The 16,364-nt window shown below is 66.7% G+C and carries 16 protein-coding genes; 5 read left to right on the top strand and 11 right to left on the bottom strand.

The genetic code is table 11. The features are described from left to right. Window position 1: 1 nt before the first annotated feature. Window positions 2-625: a hypothetical protein gene (locus tag ABH900_RS13730; RefSeq protein ID WP_429623513.1), complete on the top strand. Its 624-nt coding sequence runs from the start codon at window positions 2-4 to the stop codon at window positions 623-625. After that, a complete protein-coding gene (locus ABH900_RS13725) occupies window positions 622-1,221 on the top strand; it encodes a hypothetical protein (RefSeq protein ID WP_429623512.1) in 600 nt (199 codons plus the stop codon). The genes ABH900_RS13730 and ABH900_RS13725 overlap by 4 nt, the downstream gene beginning before the upstream one ends. 33 nt (window positions 1,222-1,254) lie before the next feature. Here ABH900_RS13725 and ribD read toward each other — a convergent pair whose 3' ends face one another. From ribD to ABH900_RS13700, 5 genes are all read right to left on the bottom strand, one after another. Beyond that, window positions 1,255-2,340, bottom strand: coding sequence for a bifunctional diaminohydroxyphosphoribosylaminopyrimidine deaminase/5-amino-6-(5-phosphoribosylamino)uracil reductase RibD (ribD, locus tag ABH900_RS13720; RefSeq protein ID WP_429623511.1), 1,086 nt, complete (start codon window positions 2,338-2,340; stop codon window positions 1,255-1,257). Between the two features lie 171 nt (window positions 2,341-2,511). After that, window positions 2,512-3,033, bottom strand: coding sequence for a transcriptional regulator NrdR (gene nrdR / locus ABH900_RS13715; protein WP_429623509.1), 522 nt, complete (start codon window positions 3,031-3,033; stop codon window positions 2,512-2,514). A 138-nt stretch (window positions 3,034-3,171) separates the two neighbouring features. After that, window positions 3,172-3,621 (bottom strand): hypothetical protein, encoded by a 450-nt coding sequence (locus tag ABH900_RS13710; RefSeq protein ID WP_429623507.1) that lies wholly within the window; start codon window positions 3,619-3,621, stop codon window positions 3,172-3,174. Between the two features lie 67 nt (window positions 3,622-3,688). Further along, the gene (gene glyA / locus ABH900_RS13705; RefSeq protein ID WP_053509807.1) at window positions 3,689-4,942 is read right to left on the bottom strand and encodes a serine hydroxymethyltransferase; all 1,254 of its coding nucleotides are present in this window, start codon (window positions 4,940-4,942) and stop codon (window positions 3,689-3,691) included. 181 nt (window positions 4,943-5,123) lie between these two features. Then, the gene (locus ABH900_RS13700; RefSeq protein WP_429623505.1) at window positions 5,124-5,582 is read right to left on the bottom strand and encodes an RcnB family protein; all 459 of its coding nucleotides are present in this window, start codon (window positions 5,580-5,582) and stop codon (window positions 5,124-5,126) included. Window positions 5,583-5,835: 253 nt separating this feature from the next. On the opposite strand from ABH900_RS13700, the gene ettA reads away from it, so the two are divergent. From ettA to ABH900_RS13685, 3 genes are all read left to right on the top strand, one after another. After that, window positions 5,836-7,500, top strand: coding sequence for an energy-dependent translational throttle protein EttA (gene ettA / locus ABH900_RS13695; RefSeq protein WP_429623504.1), 1,665 nt, complete (start codon window positions 5,836-5,838; stop codon window positions 7,498-7,500). 83 nt (window positions 7,501-7,583) lie between these two features. Beyond that, entirely contained in the window at window positions 7,584-8,900 is a 1,317-nt protein-coding gene (locus ABH900_RS13690) for an NCS2 family permease (protein WP_429623503.1), read from the top strand. A gap of 80 nt (window positions 8,901-8,980) precedes the next feature. Then, complete coding sequence (locus tag ABH900_RS13685; RefSeq protein WP_429623502.1) at window positions 8,981-9,979, top strand: DUF4434 domain-containing protein; 999 nt, start codon at window positions 8,981-8,983, stop codon at window positions 9,977-9,979. An 89-nt stretch (window positions 9,980-10,068) separates the two neighbouring features. On the opposite strand, the gene ABH900_RS13680 is transcribed toward ABH900_RS13685, so the two are convergent. The 6 genes from ABH900_RS13680 to ABH900_RS13655 are packed head-to-tail and all read right to left on the bottom strand — an operon-like array spanning window position 10,069 to window position 16,364. Further along, a complete protein-coding gene (locus tag ABH900_RS13680; protein WP_429623501.1) occupies window positions 10,069-11,202 on the bottom strand; it encodes an acyl-CoA dehydrogenase family protein in 1,134 nt (377 codons plus the stop codon). Between the two features lie 4 nt (window positions 11,203-11,206). Next, entirely contained in the window at window positions 11,207-11,896 is a 690-nt protein-coding gene (locus tag ABH900_RS13675; protein WP_429623499.1) for an alginate O-acetyltransferase AlgF, read from the bottom strand. Continuing rightward, window positions 11,893-13,371: an AMP-binding protein gene (locus tag ABH900_RS13670; RefSeq protein WP_429623498.1), complete on the bottom strand. Its 1,479-nt coding sequence runs from the start codon at window positions 13,369-13,371 to the stop codon at window positions 11,893-11,895. Before ABH900_RS13670 ends, ABH900_RS13675 begins: the two co-directional genes overlap by 4 nt. Window positions 13,372-13,395: 24 nt before the next feature. Next, a complete protein-coding gene (locus ABH900_RS13665; RefSeq protein ID WP_429623496.1) occupies window positions 13,396-13,629 on the bottom strand; it encodes an acyl carrier protein in 234 nt (77 codons plus the stop codon). A 16-nt stretch (window positions 13,630-13,645) separates the two neighbouring features. After that, window positions 13,646-15,226 carry an MBOAT family O-acyltransferase gene (locus ABH900_RS13660; RefSeq protein WP_429623495.1) on the bottom strand — a complete coding sequence of 527 codons (1,581 nt, stop codon included), beginning with the start codon at window positions 15,224-15,226 and terminating at the stop codon, window positions 13,646-13,648. 13 nt (window positions 15,227-15,239) lie between these two features. Further along, the gene (locus ABH900_RS13655) at window positions 15,240-16,364 is read right to left on the bottom strand and encodes an alginate O-acetyltransferase AlgX-related protein (protein ID WP_429623494.1); all 1,125 of its coding nucleotides are present in this window, start codon (window positions 16,362-16,364) and stop codon (window positions 15,240-15,242) included.

The following is a 16,364-nucleotide window of genomic DNA, read 5'->3' as shown; positions in this document are numbered from 1 at the left end:
CATGGCTGCGTTGAAGCACCTGGGGCTGGCCGCGATGCTGCTCGCCCCGGTTGCGGCACAGGCTGCTGCCGATCCATCCATGCAGGTATTCGACCTGTATGCGCAGGTGATCGTGCACGGCGACGACGACGCGCAGGCGACGCTGGCACGCTATCTGCGGAGCGACAATGGACCGGCAATCGCTGCCGCGCTGGCAACGATGAGCCACCTGGAGCAGGCGCCCGAACTGGCCGATTGGCCGCAGGCCGCCGCAGCCGTGCGCACGCGGCAGCGATCGGTCCATTGCAGCACCGACAGCGTGCGCTACCCGCAGGCCGGAATTGCCGACGTCACCTTCCGTTGCCGCCTGCCCGATCTGAGCGCATTGCTGCCGGTGTATCGACAGCATCCGGTGCCGTTCAATGGACCACACCGGCCGCAGATGGCAATACCGCTGGCAGCGGCGTACACCCGGATGATTTCGGTGGCACCGGATCACGAGAGGATCATTGGCATGTCATTCCATCGCGACCATGACGGCGCCGCCTGGCGCATCGGCAACCCAACGCCACTGTTGAGCGCGGTTGCCGACGCGTTCCTGCCATTCTTCGAATGGAATGAACACCTGCCCGACGAGGCCGGATGATGCCGCGCCTGCTGTGCTTGCTGCTGTTGGTTGCTTCAGCTGCCTCTGCGCAGGCACCGGTGCCGACACCGGAACAGAGCTTCGACCTGTTCGCGCGGTTCATGCTGGAAGGTGACGCCGATGCCGAGGCACAGGTAGCCGCATTGACCGGCATGCCATTGCGCACCGAACGCTGGGAAGATGCGGTGGACCGGATGGTCGTTGGCGACGCTCCGCCGGACAACGAGCGCACGCGCGCTGGCCGCGAACTTTCGCGCCAGGTGGCGCTGGCGCTGCGGCAGAGCCACTGCCGCAGCACGGGCAGCGAACGCCGCGACGGTGACGACATCCAGATCGCCATCGTTGCCTATGCCTGCCAGGTACCCGACTACGCGGCGATAAAGGAAAGCACGCCGGACGACGCGGTTCGCGAGCCGGGTGATGAGGGCGAACTGGCAGCGGTTCACGAAGCGATCGCCCTGCTGCAACGGGCTCCCAAGCGCGTCCATGCCGGCAACGTGGTCATGGCACGGCTCAACGAGGAGGATGTCTGGGCGGCACAGGACCTGCCGCCGATGCACCAGTGGGTCGAGCTGCTGCTGACATTCCCGGAGTAGAAGCCCGGGCATGCAGGAAGCGCGTGAAACGTATCAGGGCCGCAGAAGCAACCGCAGATCGTCGCCCACCTGGCGTTGATCCACTACGCGCAGGCGACGCTGCTGGTCCATGGCATCAATGCCCAGACCGGCCAGCAAAGGCCGGCCGCTGTCGCCCAGCAGCGTGGGCGCCTGGTACAGCAGCAGTTCGTCCACCCAACCACCGCGCAGCAGCGCACCGGCCAATGTCGCGCCGGCTTCGGTATGCACTTCGTTGATGCCGCGTTCGGCCAGCAACGCCAACACTGCGCCCAGATCAAGGTGACCGTGACGCACCGTCACGCTGGCGAATGCCGCGTCGGCTGCGTCGGGCGGGCTGACCATCGCATCGTGCAGGTACAGCGTCGGTGCTCCGCCCTCGCGCACACGACCGCATTCCAGCGAACGCAGACGCGAGTCGAGTACCACGCGCAGTGGCGGCATCACTTCGGTATCGGCCAGGCGCACGGTCAGCATCGGGTCGTCGGCGATCACGGTGTCAGCACCGGTCAGGATCGCGCCTGCGCGCGCACGCCAATGCTGCACATCCTCGCGCGCCGCCGCGCCGGTGATCCACTTGGAGCTGCCATCGGCCATGGCGGTGCGACCATCCAGACTCGATGCCAGTTTCACCCGCAGCCACGGACGGCCACGCTCCACACGGGACAGGAAGCCCTTGTTGAGCTCACGGGCCTGCGCAGCCATCAGCCCTTCGGCAACCTCGATACCGGCGTTGCGCAGCAGGTCGAAGCCACCGCCATCCACCTTCGGGAATGGGTCGCGCATCGCGGCAACAACACGCGACACGCCCGCTTCGATCAGGGCCAGCGCGCACGGCGGCGTGCGCCCGTAGTGCGCGCAGGGCTCCAGGGTGACGTAGGCGGTGGCGCCATGTGCTTCGCCACCGGCCTCGCGCAGGGCGAATACTTCGGCATGCGGGCCACCGGCACGCTGGTGCCAGCCCTGCCCGACCACGCGTTCGCCATGGGCGATCACGCAGCCGACCATCGGGTTCGGGCGGGTGGTGTAGGCAGCACGCTCGGCCAGACGCAGTGCGTTGGCCATGTGCAGGTGATCGAGGACGGAGAACGAAGTGCTCATGCCGCCATGGTAGCGCTGTCGATCCCGCCGGGCATGTCCCGGCGCTACCTTATGCCGCGGTTGGACAGGCCGGGGTAGATCCACGCCATGCGTGGATGGAGATCTCCATGCCAACCAAGGTTGGCACCCACCAGAGCAAAGTAGATCCACGCCATGCGTGGATGGAGCCGGTCAACCCTTCTTTTTCTTGGTCAGGGCGATCACGTCGCCCAGCAGCTGCAGCTGTTCGGTGCTGGAGGGCAGGTCGCGCTCGAGCTTCTCGATCTCCTCGCGGAAATCGGCCACGTCCTCGAAGCTGCGGTACACCGAAGCGAAACGCACGTAGCCGACGTGATCAAGCTTGCGCAGTTCGTTCATCACGAACTCACCGACCTTGATCGAGGGCACTTCGCGCTCACCACTGATGCGCAGTTGGTGGACCACCGCGCGCACCGCCGCTTCGATCTTGTCTTCCGGTACCGCACGCTTCTGCAGCGCGCGATCGAAGCCGGCGCGTACCTTGCGCGCGTCGAACGCCTCGCGGGTGCCATCACTCTTGACGATGGCCGGCAGCTTCAACTCCACCGTCTCCAGAGTACTGAAACGCTCATTGCAGGCCTCGCACTCACGCCGACGTCGGATCGTCGCGCCGTCTTCAGAGACGCGCGAGTCGATGACCCGGGTATCGGCATGTTGGCAGAAGGGGCAGTGCATGGAACGCCTGGCTCAGGGGAATACCTGCTGCCACGGTCATGGCAGCGTCGCAACGGTACCTGAGAAGGGCCGAAGCAGCAAATGCTGTCTGCGCGAAAGTGCCTGCGCAGCGGCCCAACCGAGCGCCCGACCGGCGGCTCAACCTGCCTTGCCGGCTCCAAGGGCAGTCCGGCCCCAGCGCAGCCACGCCAGATGCGCGGCCGGCAACAGAAACGGCGGGCCCAATCCGAGGTAGGCAAGCAGGGCGAATTCGCCCTGCTTGAACACGAGGTGCAGTGTGACGGCGACCACCGCCAACGCCGCCAGAGCGCCCATCAGCAACCCCAGCCATGGCGCAGGCGATGATTGCCGCAGGCCGGCGCGGCCACGGCGCAGGAACACACCGCTCAGCCACAACCACGACAGCAGGCCGATGACGCCGCCCGACGACCACAGCAGCAGCACGGTGGGTTCGTTGCCGGACAGATACTTTCCGTCCGCCACGACCATCAGCCCCAGCACCGCGACGGTCCCGCCGGCAGCAAGTGCGGGCAGGCCCAGCAACAGACCGCCAACCGCCACCATGCGCTTGTGTCCGCTTTCATCCATGCGCGGGATTCCTGGTGGCGGGGTCAGAGCCCTTCCCGTCCGGAAAGGGATCCGACCCCTGGTTCGATCAGCCGTAGACCGGGTACTTGCGGCACTGCGCGCTGACCGCGTCGCGCACGCGGGCGATGACCGCTTCATCAGCCGGCGCGTCGAGCACATCGGCGATCCAGTTGGCCAGATCCACACAGTCCTGTTCGACGTAGCCACGGGTGGTGACCGCCGGGGTACCCAGGCGCAGGCCCGAGGTCACGAACGGCGAACGCGGGTCGTTCGGCACCGAGTTCTTGTTGACGGTGATGTGGGCCTTGCCCAGCGCGGCTTCCGCATCCTTGCCGGACACGTCCTTGCCGATCATGTCGACCAGCATCAGGTGGTTCTGGGTGCCGCCGGAGACGATCTTGTAGCCGCGCGCGATCAGCGTATTGGCCATCGCCTGGGCGTTCTTCACCACCTGCTGCTGGTAGGCCTTGAAGCCCGGCTCCAGTGCTTCCTTGAAGGCCACGGCCTTGCCGGCGATGACGTGCATCAGCGGACCGCCCTGGATACCCGGGAACACGATCGACTGCAGCTTCTTGACCAGGTCCTCGTCGGCGCCCTTGGCGACGATGATGCCGCCGCGCGGGCCGCGCAGGGTCTTGTGGGTGGTCGAGGTGACCACGTGGGCGTGTTCCAGCGGGCTCGGGTAGACGCCAGCGGCGACCAGGCCGGCGACGTGGGCCATGTCGACGAACAGATAGGCACCGACCTTGTCGGCGATGGCGCGGAAGCGCGCCCAGTCGATCACCTGCGAGTAGGCCGAGAAGCCGGCCACGACCATCTTCGGCTTGTGCTCCAGGGCCAGGCGCTCGACTTCGTCGTAATCGATCAGGCCCTGGTCGTTCACACCGTACTGCACGGCGTTGAACAGCTTGCCGGAGGCATTGACCTTGGCACCGTGGGTAAGGTGGCCGCCGTGGGCCAGGCTCATGCCGAGGATGGTGTCACCCGGCTGCAGCAGCGCGAAGTACACGGCCTGGTTGGCCTGCGAGCCGCTGTGCGGCTGCACGTTGGCATAGTCCGCGCCGAACAGCTGCTTGAGGCGGTCGATCGCCAGCTGCTCGGCGATGTCCACGTATTCGCAGCCACCGTAGTAGCGCTTGCCCGGGTAGCCTTCGGCGTACTTGTTGGTCAGCTGGCTGCCCTGGGCTTCCATCACTGCCGGGCTGGTGTAGTTCTCGCTGGCGATCAGCTCGACGTGGTCTTCCTGGCGCTGGGTCTCAGCGGCGATGGCCTTGGCCAGTTCGGGATCGTAGGATTCGATGCGGACGTCACGCGGGAACATCGGGTACTCCAGCAGGCAGGGAAAGGGGTACGACTTCAGCCCCCGATTGTAGCCCCGCACCGGCCCGCTGGGGCCGAAACGAACCGGGGCCGGCGTTCGCGAAGGAATCCGGCCCCGTATGGTTTCTTTCGTGGGGTCAGGGCCTTTCCGCTGGAAAGGGATCCGGCCCCGACCGCGATGTTCAACGGCCGCTGAGCACGTACTGGGCGATCACGCCGGTGGCAATGGCCACCATCAGCATGTTGCCGCGGTCATCGCGGATCCACTGGTGGCCGTACGGCGGGCGGCGCAGGTGGTAGCGCGGGTAGTCGTTCACCACGTAGACCGGTCCGGAGTAGTAGTTGCGGTACGGGTAGCCCACGCGCCAGCCATAACGCGGCGGCGGCGGTGCCGGGCGGTACACCACCCGCGGCGGCGCCGGGCGATAGTAGCGGTCGTGGTCGCGGTGCCAGTCGCGCCGGGCCTCGCGGCGGTCGCGTTCCCAGTCGCGGCGGTCCTGCCGCCATTCGCGGCGGTCTTCGCGCCACTCGCGGCGGTCGTGATCACGGCCACGATGGTCGTTGTCGGCGAAGGCCGGGGCGACGGCGCCGAATGCCAGCACAGAGGCCACAGCTCCGGCCATTACTCGATTGATGCGCATGTCAGACCTCTGCTTGGGTGAGTGGTGAGACCATATTGCGCACCCGATCTGAACCGTTTCCGGCTGGAAACGCTTCCCGCCGCAGGACTGTGACCGGGTATTCAGGCCCCGGCCAGTCCCGGGCACTTGCAGCAGCGCGGGCCGGAACCGGTTCCGGCTATAATTGGGGGTATTCCATTCAGTCTGTGCCCGCTGCCGCAACGGGAAGTTCCCCGTGACGGGTCGGGCGCAGGGTCGCGCCTACGGAGACCTCATGTCCTCGCAATACATCTACACCATGAACCGCGTGTCCAAGGTGGTCCCGCCCAAGCGGCAGATCATCAAGGACATCTCGCTGTCCTTCTTCCCGGGCGCGAAGATCGGCCTGCTGGGCCTGAACGGCGCCGGCAAGTCCACCGTGCTGAAGATCATGGCCGGCGTGGACACCGATTTCGAGGGCGAAGCCCGCCCGCAGGCCGGCATCAAGGTCGGCTACCTGGCGCAGGAACCGGAACTGGACCCGACCAAGACCGTGCGTGAAGCGGTCGAGGAAGGCGTGGGCGAAGTGCTGCAGGCACAGGCCGCGCTGGACGCGGTGTACGCCGCCTATGCCGAGGAAGGCGCCGACTTCGACGCGCTGGCCAAGGAACAGGAGCGCCTGGAGGCGATCCTGGCCGCCGGTGATGCACACACCCTGGAAAACCAGCTGGACGTGGCCGCCGACGCGCTGCGCCTGCCGCCGTGGGACGCCGTCGTCGGCAAGCTGTCCGGTGGTGAGAAGCGCCGCGTGGCGCTGTGCCGCCTGCTGCTGCAGAAGCCGGACATGCTGCTGCTCGACGAACCGACCAACCACCTCGACGCCGAGTCGGTGGAATGGCTGGAGCAGTTCCTGGCGCGCTACACCGGCACCGTCGTGGCGGTCACCCATGATCGCTACTTCCTGGACAACGCCGCCGAGTGGATCCTGGAACTTGACCGCGGCCGCGGCATTCCGTGGAAGGGCAACTACACCGACTGGCTGACCCAGAAGGATGAGCGCCTGAAGCAGGAAGACAACCAGGAAAAGGCTCGCCAGAAGGCGATCCAGAAGGAACTGGAGTGGTCGCGCCAGAACGCCAAGGGTGGCCGTACCAAGGGCAAGGCCCGTCTGGCCCGCCTGGAAGAGCTGCAGTCGGTTGATTACCAGAAGCGCAACGAGACCAATGAAATCTTCATCCCGCCGGGCGAGCGCCTGGGCAATGCGGTGATGGAGTTCAAGAATGTCTCCAAGAAGTTCGGCGATCGCCTGCTGTTCGACAACCTGAACTTCCTGGTGCCGGCCGGCGCCATCGTCGGCATCATCGGCCCGAACGGTGCCGGTAAGTCGACCCTGTTCAAGATGATCACCGGCAAGGAAAAGCCGGATACCGGCGAGATCGTGGTCGGCCCGACCGTGAAGCTGTCCTACGTGGACCAGAGCCGCGACGCGCTGGAAGGCAACCACAACGTCTTCCAGGAAATCGCCGGCGGCCTGGACATCCTCAACATCAACGGCATCGAGATCCAGTCGCGCGCCTACATCGGCCGCTTCAACTTCAAGGGCCAGGACCAGCAGAAGATGGTGGGTTCGCTGTCCGGTGGTGAGCGTGGCCGCCTGCACATGGCCAAGACCCTGCTGCAGGGTGGCAATGTGCTGCTGCTCGACGAACCGTCCAACGATCTGGACATCGAAACCCTGCGTGCACTGGAAGATGCGCTGCTGGAGTTCCCGGGCAACACCTTCGTCATCTCGCATGACCGCTGGTTCCTGGATCGCATCGCGACCCACATCCTGGCGTTCGAAGGCGATTCGCACGTGGAGTTCTTCCAGGGCAACTACCGCGAGTACGAAGAAGACAAGCGCCGCCGCATGGGCGACGACGCTGCGCCGAAGCGCCTGCGCTTCAAGGCGCTGAAGTAAGGCAACAGGAAAGGCCGCGCTCGCGCGGCCTTTCTCCTTTTGTGGGTCGCCCGCTTGCTGGCGACGCCATCGTGAGAACCCCCATGTCCCTGTTAGAACGCCTGTTCCAGCTGCAGCAGCACGGCACCACCGTGCGCACCGAGCTGCTGGCCGGTGTCACCACCTTCCTGACGATGTCCTACATCGTCTTCGTGAACCCGGAGATCCTGGGCACCACCGGCATGGATGCAGGTGCGGTGTTCGTGGCCACCTGCCTGGCCGCCGCGCTGGGTTCGGCGGTGATGGCGCTGGCGGCCAACTTCCCGGTCGGCATGGCACCGGGCATGGGCCTGAACGCGTTCTTCGCCTTCACCGTGGTCGGCGCCGCTGGCCTGCCGTGGCAGCAGGCGTTGGCCGCGGTGTTCATTTCCGGCCTGGTGTTCCTGGTGCTGTCGCTGACCGGTGTCCGCGCATGGCTGGTGTCGGGTATCCCGGCCTCGCTGCGTTCGGCGATCGTGGCCGGCATCGGCCTGTTCCTGGCGATCATCGCGCTGCAGAAATCCGGCGTGATCGTCGGCAACGAAGACACGCTGGTGGCGCTGGGTCCGCTGAATACTGCACCGCCGCTGCTGGCGCTGGCCGGCTTCCTGCTGATCGCGGTGCTGGAAGCGCGCCGCATCCGTGGTGCGATCCTGATCGGCATCCTGGCGGTGACCGCCGCCGGCTGGGCGTTGGGCGATGTGCAGTACCAGGGGCTGGTGTCGTTGCCGCCGAGCCTGGCGCCGACCTTCCTGCAGCTGGACCTGCCCGGGCTGCTGCACCACGACGGCGGCGCACCGATCGCGGTACTGCTGCAGGTGGTGCTGGTGTTCGTACTGGTGGAGGTGTTCGATGCCACCGGCACGCTGTATGGCGTGGTCGGCCGCGCCGGCCTGCTGAAGCTGCCAGGTGCGCAGAAGCGCTTCGGCCGCGCACTGCTGGCCGACAGCACGGCCATCGTGGCCGGTTCGCTGCTCGGCACCAGCAGTACCACCGCCTTCGCCGAAAGCGCCTCGGGCGTGCAGGTGGGCGGCCGCACCGGCCTGACCGCGCTGGTGGTATCGGCGCTGTTCCTGGCCGCCCTGCTGTTCTCGCCCCTGGCGGCGATGGTGCCTGGTTATGCCACCGCACCGGCCCTGCTGTTCGTGGCCGGGCTGATGCTGCGCGAACTGGTGGAAGTGGACTGGAGCGACCTGACCGAATCGGTGCCGGCGGCACTGTGCGCGCTGGCGATGCCGTTCACCTACTCCATCGCCAATGGCCTGGCCTTCGGCTTCATCGCCTATGCCGTGCTGAAGGCCGGCACCGGCCGCTGGCGCGAAGTGCACCCGGCGGTGTGGCTGGTCGCAGTACTGTTCACCCTGCGCTACGCGCTGGAATAAGCGGTAATCGATGCCGGCCAGCGGCCGGCACTACGGGTGCGGTTCACCTGCCGCGCACGGCGCTCTGGGATGATGCGGACATGGATGCGCCTGCCCTGTCCGCCGATCCGTCATCACCACTTCGCCGTCGCCTGCTGCGCGCGGCATTGCTGGCACCGCTGGCTGGGGCGCTGGCCACCCTGCCCGGCTGCTCGTTGCCGGTGCAGGTGGATGGCACCTTCCTGCAGCCCTGGCGCAGCCACCTGCAGTGGGGCCTGGCCGACTGGCAGCGTTCCCTGAAGCTGGCGCACACGCTGGGCTGCCGGCAACTGGTGCTGCAGTGGACCGGCATCATCGGTGGCAACGAGGGCGACTGGTCGCTGCCTGACAGCAGCCTGCAGCAGCTGTTTGCCGCCGCCAGCCAGACCAACATCCGCATCCGCGTCGGCTTGCCGTTCCAGCAGCGCTGGTGGCAGGCCATCGGCGCCGACGATGCCACGCTGCAGGCGTTCCTGGCCGACAGCCTGGCGCAGGCACGGGGCTGGTTGGCGCAGGCACCGTGGTCGAAACAACCCGCCTTCGATGGCTGGTACGTGCCCTACGAACTGGAGCAGTACCACTGGGCCGATCCGGCGCGCCAGCAGTGGTTGGCGCAGTGGTTGCACGGACTGCAGCAGGCCGCCAGCGCGCGCGGCGGTGACTGCGCGATCTCGTGCTACTTCAGTCGCCTGCAGACTACGGGCAACCTGGTCACGATGTGGCAGGCAGTGCTGGCACAGGCCACGCTGCGGCCGATGGTGCAGGATGGCGTGGGTGTGGCCGGCGCCGGCAATGTGCAGCAGCTGCAGCCGCTGCTCGACCATTTCCATGCACACGACATCGGTTTCGATGCCATCGTCGAGCTGTTCCGCGAGCTGCCCGGCAGCGCAGCCTATGGCAGCGCCTTCAAGGGCGAGACGGCCGATGCCGCGCGCATCCAGCGGCAATTGGCATGGGCGCGCGATAGTGGCGCGCAGCATGTGCTGGTGTATGCGCTGGACCCCTGGCTGTCGCAGGACACGCCGCAAGGGGAGGCACTGCGCAAGCGCTGGGGAATCTGAGCCCGGAGCCGGCACGCAAAAAGGGGACGGAGGGGATTAAGTCGTTTATGGCACAAACGACTTAATCCCCTCCGTCCCCTTTTTGGTTGTTACAACGCGCGGCCGATGATGTCGCGCAGAATTTCGCTGGTGCCGCCGAAGATGCGCAGCGCGCGCGCATCGGCCCAGGCACGGCCGATGCCATATTCACTGCTGTAGCCATAGCCTCCATGCAGCTGCAGCAGGTCGTCCAGTATCCTGCCCTGCAGTTCGGTGGCGTTGAGCTTGGCCATCGCTGCGCGCGTCGGTGCCAGCCGGCCCTGCATCTGCTCGCCCAGGCAGTGATCGAGGAAGCTCCGCAGCATGGCCAGCTGCGAAGCCGCCGAAGCCAGCACGAAGCGGGTGTTCTGGTGGTCGATCAGCAGTCGCCCGAATGCCTTGCGCTGTTGCACATACGCCACGGTCTCGGCCAGCATGCCCTCCGCCGAGGCGGCGGCGCGCAGCGCGATGGCCAGGCGTTCGGCCGCAAGCTGATCCTCAAGGCAGGCGAAACCACGGCGTTCTTCGCCCAGCAGTTGATCGGCAGGGACAAACACCTCTTCGAAGAACAACTCGGTAGTGTCCTGCGCATGCTGGCCGACCTTCGCGATCGGTGCGCCACGGCCGACGCCCGCCGCATGCAGGTCCACGCAGAACAGGGTCAAGCCACCGGCGCCGAGTTCCGGCGCGACCGTGGCGACCACCACCGCGACGTCGGCATTGCTGCCATTGGTGATCCAGGTCTTCTGCCCGCTCAGCCGGTAGCCACCATCCACCGCTTCGGCGTGCGTGCGCAGGGTCTTCAGATCGCTGCCGGAACCGGGCTCGGTCATGGCGATCGCACCAATCGCCTCGCCGCGGGCCATCTTCGGCAGCCAGCGGTCGCGCGCGGCCGGGGTGCCGTACTGCATCAGGTACGGCGCGACCATGTCCGAATGGATGGAAAAGCCGATGCCGAGGAAATTGGCGCGGGCCAGTTCCTCGATCACGCAGGCGGCGTGGCCGTGGTCGCCGCCCAGTCCATAGGGCTCGGGCAACTGGCAGTTGAGCAGCCCGGCCTGGCCAGCGGCACGCCAGAGCGCGCGCGGGGTGATGCCTTCGCGTTCCCACTGCAGGTAGTGCGGAGCGATGTGTTCATCGATGAAGCGGCGCACCTGTTCGCGGAACAGATCATGATCATCGCGGAAGACAGGCCGTGTGGACATCGGCTCAGCGCCCCACCGCATCGGTACCACTGAGCTGTCCCTGCAACACCGGCGCAGCGGCACCGCCGGTGAGGAACAGGCTGTAATGATCGCCAGGCTGCAGCGCCGGCAGTTCCAGCGGCCCGCTGTCCTTGCCACCGCAGCGGGCCACCAGCCGCGCCTTGACCGGATTGATGCCGCGCGCGGCGCTGCGACCGCCGGCCACCGCAGGAAACACCACGGCGCCCTTGTCGGCCATCGCCAGTGTGCCCTGCGTGCAGTTGCCCGCCAGGTTGTAGAAGCGGATCTCGGCCTTCAATGCGTCGCTGCTGCCGCCGCCGTCTTCCAGAACGGTGAGCGGCTTGGCCGGGGCGGCTGCATCAAGCACCAGCGTGCTGAAGCTGCCCGCAGCCACCGCCGCCTGCGTGCGCGCCGCGCCGGCCACGCGCACAGTAAACGGCTTGCCGCCTTCGACGATGGCATAGCGGGTGGCGCGCGTGGCCCCTCCCACGCGCTGGTCCGCACCGTTGGCGATACCGGCCACTACCGTGGTCGGTCCCGGGTTGAGCACACGCACGAACGCCGAGCCGGCAGGTGGTCGTGGCGCATACAACTGGGCCAGACGACCTTCCGGGGCGGCCTGCTGGGCGACGGCCGCGCTTGCAGGAAACAACAGCGTGGCAACGATCAACGATGTCATCGGGTGGATGTTCATGCAGGTTTCTCCGTCGTGCGGAGCGTGCGTGCCAGCGTCTGGTAACGCTGCTCCAGTTGCTTGCGATCGACCTTGTTGCTGATCGTCTGTGGCAGGGCCTCCACGGCGAACAGCTCGGAGGGAATCATGTAGGGCGGCATGTAGCGTTCAAGCTGATCCTTCCAGTCGGCCAGCGCCGCCGGTACGCGCTGCAGTTCACCCGATGCAGGCTGTGCGGTTTCGACGAAACCGATCATCCGCACCAGGCTGCCGTCCGGTCTCCGCAGCACCACGGCCGCACCAGCCACCACACCGGGCAGCCGGGCCAGGCCGACGTCGACCTCGGCCAGTTCGATGCGATAACCGTTGAGCTTGATCTGATCATCGCGCCGGCCGCGGAAATAGAACCGACCCTGTGCGTCCTGGTCGCCCAAGTCGCCACTTCTGTACGCGCGCTTGCCGTGATGTTCAAACAACACGCCCGCATCCAGGTCGGGCCGTTCCAGATAGCCACGCATCACGTGGTCGCCGGACATGCAGATTTCGCCGTCGAGCAGGAACACCTCGGCATAGGGCTTGGCCACGCCGATCGGGAAGGGATTGGGCGCGACCGCGCGCAGCGGCGGATCGATCTCCACCCAGGTGGTGGAACAGGTCGCTTCGGTAGGCCCATAGGAATTGATGATGCGCACCTGTGGAAAACGCGCCCACAGTTCTTCGGCGACGCGCGGCGTCAGCGATTCGGCGCCGAACACGAATACACGCAGGTCCGGCAGATGCATTGCATCGAACCGTGGGTTGAGCATCTGCTGACGCACGAACGAGGGCGTGGACGCCCACACCGCCACGCGGGAGTCACGCAGATGATCGATGAAGTGCTCACTGCTGGTGATGACATCGCGCGGGCACAGCACGCAGCAGCCACCCAGCCCCAGCGCACCGCACAGGTCGAACAGCGAGAAGTCGAAGCTGAACAGCATCTGGTTCATGAAGGCCGGCGCGGGCCCCAATGCCAGGCAGTCGCGGATCCAGCCGGTGAACAGCGCCACGCTGTCACGGCCGATCTGCACACCCTTCGGGTCGCCGGTGCTGCCGGAGGTGAACATGATGTAGGCCAGCCCCGGCACTGCCAGTGGCTGTGGCACGTCGGCACCGCGTAAGAAGTCATCGGTGACTGCATCGTAGATGGCACGTGCACGCACCAGCGTGGTGATGCGCTGCAGGCGCGCGGGTGGGTTGATGTTGTCCACCGGCACATAGGTCACGCCCATGCACAGGCAGCCGAGCATGGCGACCACGAACCGTGCTTCCTTGTGCCCGGAGATCACCAGCGCATCGCCTTCCGTCACGCCATGCGCGTGCGCGCGTTCGATCCAGTCCCGGGTGCTGCGGTGCAGCCCCGCCCAATCGAGCACGCCATCGGCGGTGTGCAGCGCCGGGGCCTGCGGGGCGACATCCTGGGCGGTGAAACGGCAGTGGTCGAAATCGAAGTGCATGGCGCTACCTCCGGCGGGCCACGATCAGCGGGAACGGTGCGCGGCCACGTAATCCGCCAGCACCTGCACCGAGTCCACCAGGGTGTCGATCTCGTCCACCGGCAGGGTCACGCCCAGGCGGTCCTTGACCTCGACCATCAGCTGCACCTTGGACATCGAATCGAACAGCGACTCCATGTATTCGTCAGGCTGCACGCGTGTGCCGATCACCGCTTCGATGATGTCGATCAGCTGGCTCTGGATCGTCTGCTTGTCCATGTTGGAATCCACCTTGTCAGAACTGGAAGTAGAGGAAACGGGTTTCCTTGTGCAGGTTGAGCAGGCACAACGCCAGCATCACCAGCATCAACAGCAGCCAGGCCAGGTTCGGCTGCCAGCGCATCCACGCGCGCGGTGCCGGGTTCGGCTTGGCCAGCGAGGGCGAGTACACGCCCATGATCTGGTGCGCGTTCGGGGCCAGCCAGACAATGGACAGCGCAACCAGGATGTAAAGCAGCTGCAGGTGATGGCCGATCAACAGGCGCAGACCATCGGCCACGCCCAGCGCACCAACGTGGCCGAGGTGCTCGATGCCTTCCCAGCCACGCACGCCGAACATGCCCTGCACCAGCTGCCAGGCATCGTGAACGCCATCGGCGCGGAAGAAGGCCTGCGCGACCAGCACCGCGGCGAAGGTCAGCAGCAGGTAGCCCGCGTGCTGGAGCGGATTGAGCGTACGCATCGCGGCCGGTTTGCGCCCACCCACGAACACCCGCCAGGCGTGATTGATCGCCAGGTAGCCGGCATGCAGCAGGCCGAAGATCAGGAACTGCAGGCCCGCGCCATGCCAGATGCCGGCAAGGCCCATCGCCCAGACCGTGGGCAGCACGATCATCGACAGGAAGCCACCGGCGCTGGCCACCGCCGCCGGGCCGGTGGGCCGTCCATGACGGCTGCGCCAGCGGGTCACCGCCATCGCCACCGGGTAGTACAGGTAGGCGGTGATGTAGCGGGTGAGCGTCATGTGCCAGCGCGCCCAGAAATCGATGATGCTGGTGGCCTTGTAGGGCGAATTGAAGTTCAGCGGGAAGCGGATGCCGAACATGCGCGCCAGGCCCAGCGCCATGTCCGAATAGCCGGAAAAATCGAAGTACAACTGCAGCGCGTAGGTCAGCGCGGTGGCCCACGCGCCCCAGAACTGCACATCGCCGGTCGCGGCGAAGCCGGCATCGGCATACGGCGCCATCGGGTCGGCGATCAGTACCTTCTTGGCCAGCCCTATCACGAACAGCATGCCGCCGATGGACAGGTTCTCGGCCTGGAAGCGATAGGTTTCGCGCTTGCTGAACTGCGGCATCATCTCCTTGTGGTGCAGGATCGGACCGGCGATCAGGTGCGGGAAGAAGGTCACGAACAGCACATAGCTGAGCGGGCTGCGGTCGTTGACCACGCCGGCGCGGCAGTCCAGCAGGTAGCCGATCTGGGTAAAGGTGAAGAAGGAGATGCCCAGCGGCAGGATCAGCGTGTCCATCGGGCCGACATTCAGGCCCAGGTCGTGCACGAAGTTCACCATCGCCGCGAAGTACTTGTAATGCACCAGCAGCAGGATGTCGGCGGCGACGCCGAAAGCAGTGGCCAGCAACTGCAGCCGCGGCCGCCCGGCCAGCGCCAGGATGACCAGGCTGACCAGGTAGTTGAACAGGATCGAGCCGGCCAGCAGGATCACGAACTGCGGATTCCACCAGCCGTAGAACACGATGGACGCCACGCACAGCCACAATGCCGCCAGCCGCGGCTGCAGTGCGCCCACCAGGTAGTACACGCCCAGTGCGATCGGCAGGAACACCAGCAGGAACAGGAAGGAGTTGAAGAGCATGGGCGGTCGGCGCTCAGTCGATACCGGCCAGTGCCTTCTGCTCGCCTTCGGTCAGCGGCAGCGACAGGGCCATTTCGGAGAATTCCCAGATCACCAGTTTCAGGCTCGGCGGCCAGCTGGCCTGCTGCGGCCATGCCGCCAGCAACGCACCGGAGAACTGGCCACCGTCCAGGCTCTGGTTCCACACTTCGCGGCCCAGGCCCCGGCCCAGGCGTTCGGCGAACAGGCTGCGGCGTCCATTGGAACTGCCCAGCAGCAACACTTCCACCGGCGGTGTGTCATCCAGCAGGCCGCCGCTGCGGATCGGTGCGATTACCTGCTCCGCTTCCTGATCCAGCGCAGGGCGCCAGGCTGGCGGCGCGTGCTCCAGCCCGGCCAGCACGATCAGGTCGCCCATGCGCGGTTGTGGCGCACCCAACGGGCCCACCTCGAACGCCTGCGTGCCCGGCCCGCCCAGCAATGGCAATGCGGCCGCGCTGACTGCATCGGCCGCACGCTGCGCGCCGATGCGGTTCATGTGCACGTCGGTGCGGAAGAACAAAGGCGCGTCCTGCGCGGACAGCACCGGCAGCAGATCCACGCCGGGCACGCCGGCGGCGGCCAGCGCCTGCTGCCATTGCGCATAGCGCGCGCGCATCGGCTGCGAATAGCGCAGGCCACAGGTGTGTACCTGCTCGATGCGCGATTTGTCCGGTACCACCACGACCAGCAGCTGCACACCCCGTGCCTGCAGCTGCTGCGACCAATGCCGCATCAGCCGCACGCGCTGGCCGAACACTGCCGCGCCTGCGCCCGGCGGTGGGCGCAGGCCGTCGCGGTAGAACAGCCAGTCCGGGCAACCCAGCGCGACCTGGTCGCCGGTATCACCGAGCAGGCGGTAGCGCAGCGCGGCACTGATCCGGTCACCGTCAGCCTGGATCGGCAGCCGCAGTGCCTGGTTGATCGCCTGGCCTGCTTCACCGTCGGCCCAGCGCGACGGCAGCAGCTTCTCTGCCGGCAGTCTCGCGTGGGCCAGCATCCAGCCACCGGCGCACAGCCCTGCCAGCAACAATGCGGCCACCACCACGGCGGCCAGCCGATGCGCGCGAGGAGGCGCCGCGGGTGGCAGAGGCGGCGGTGCGCCGGGGCGGGCACTCAT

The organism is Stenotrophomonas sp. AN71 (assembly GCF_050435725.1).
GTDB lineage: Bacteria > Pseudomonadota > Gammaproteobacteria > Xanthomonadales > Xanthomonadaceae > Stenotrophomonas.
This window is presented reverse-complemented; position numbering and strand designations above follow the sequence as displayed.